1 protein-coding gene and 1 pseudogene are annotated in these 1,093 nt (G+C 38.5%); one reads left to right on the plus strand and one right to left on the minus strand.

All coding sequences use genetic code 11. The features are described from left to right. Positions 1-387, plus strand: a pseudogene (locus F6K38_RS42835) (glutamine synthetase); the annotation flags it as partial. Between the two features lie 81 nt (positions 388-468). Here F6K38_RS42835 and F6K38_RS42840 read toward each other — a convergent pair. Beyond that, positions 469-891 carry a peptidoglycan-binding domain-containing protein gene (locus tag F6K38_RS42840; RefSeq protein ID WP_009148841.1) on the minus strand — a complete coding sequence of 141 codons (423 nt, stop codon included), beginning with the start codon at positions 889-891 and terminating at the stop codon, positions 469-471. Positions 892-1,093 lie beyond the last annotated feature (202 nt).

The following is a 1,093-nucleotide window of genomic DNA, read 5'->3' on the forward strand; positions in this document are numbered from 1 at the left end:
GCGGTCAGGGTACCGAGTAACCCAGACGGTGAGAGTCCAACAAATTTTGAACTGAAAACTGTTGATGCTTCTTCTAATCCTTATCTAGCCTTGGGAGCAGTAATTGCGGCTGGCTTGGATGGAATTCGTAACAGTATGGAATTGGGAGAATCCGTAGCAGTAGATCCAGGACATTTGACAGAATTAGAACGTAGTCATAAGGGTATTGAGTTATTGCCAACTAATTTAGGGGAAGCGATTGGTAACTTAAGTGCTGATCAAGTACTATTGGATGCCTTAGGAGTAGAATTGGCTCAAGCCTATATAGCGGTAAAGAAAGCCGAGTGGGAGGCAATGAAAGATTTTGAGTTGGAGGAAGAAGTCGAGCTTTTATTAGAGCGATATTGAGCTAATTGATATTCGTGAGGATTCAGCCCTCAGGTATCAGCTTCACGCCTGATACCTGAATACTAATCTAGACCTTTTCATCTATAAGCAGCCACTTTGCTCCACTAATAACTTCCATGTTTGAGGACCAACAATCCCATCAGCACTCAAGCTATTTTTTAGCTGAAATTTTTTAATTGCTGCTACAGTTCCATCATTGTATGTTCCATCCAAGGGAACCTGCTTCTGCCGATAACCATATTTTTTCAGGAGTAGCTTTTGCAAAATACGAACTTTATCACCCTGTTGCCCTGGCCTTAAGGTAGGCGCATTTTCCAGGGCTGTGACTTCTTGGCAAATATCGCTTTCAGGTGATTTCAGTGTAGATTTTTTACTGTTTAAAATCGGAGCTAGTACCTTCACCGATAGGCTAGTAATTAAAGCTTCTTGAGAGGCTAAAGTATAAATTGATAAACCATACAATAGCGTAGATAATGTTAGGGAGATAGCTAAGCTGTTCGGCATTTAAATTGGTATAATAAAAATTAATAAATAACCCAATAATAGGAAATATGCCAGCAAAAAAATATCTGACACAAGAGCAAAAAACAATACTTCAAAAAGCCTTAAAAATAGAAGAAAATGGAAATATTAGAGAACGTATTTTAATTTTGCTGTTGTTGAATAGTGGAAAAACACAGTTAGAAATTGCTGAAGTTTTGGGTTG

Origin of the sequence: Moorena sp. SIO3B2 (assembly GCF_010692525.1) — a bacterium.
GTDB lineage: Bacteria > Cyanobacteriota > Cyanobacteriia > Cyanobacteriales > Coleofasciculaceae > Moorena > Moorena producens.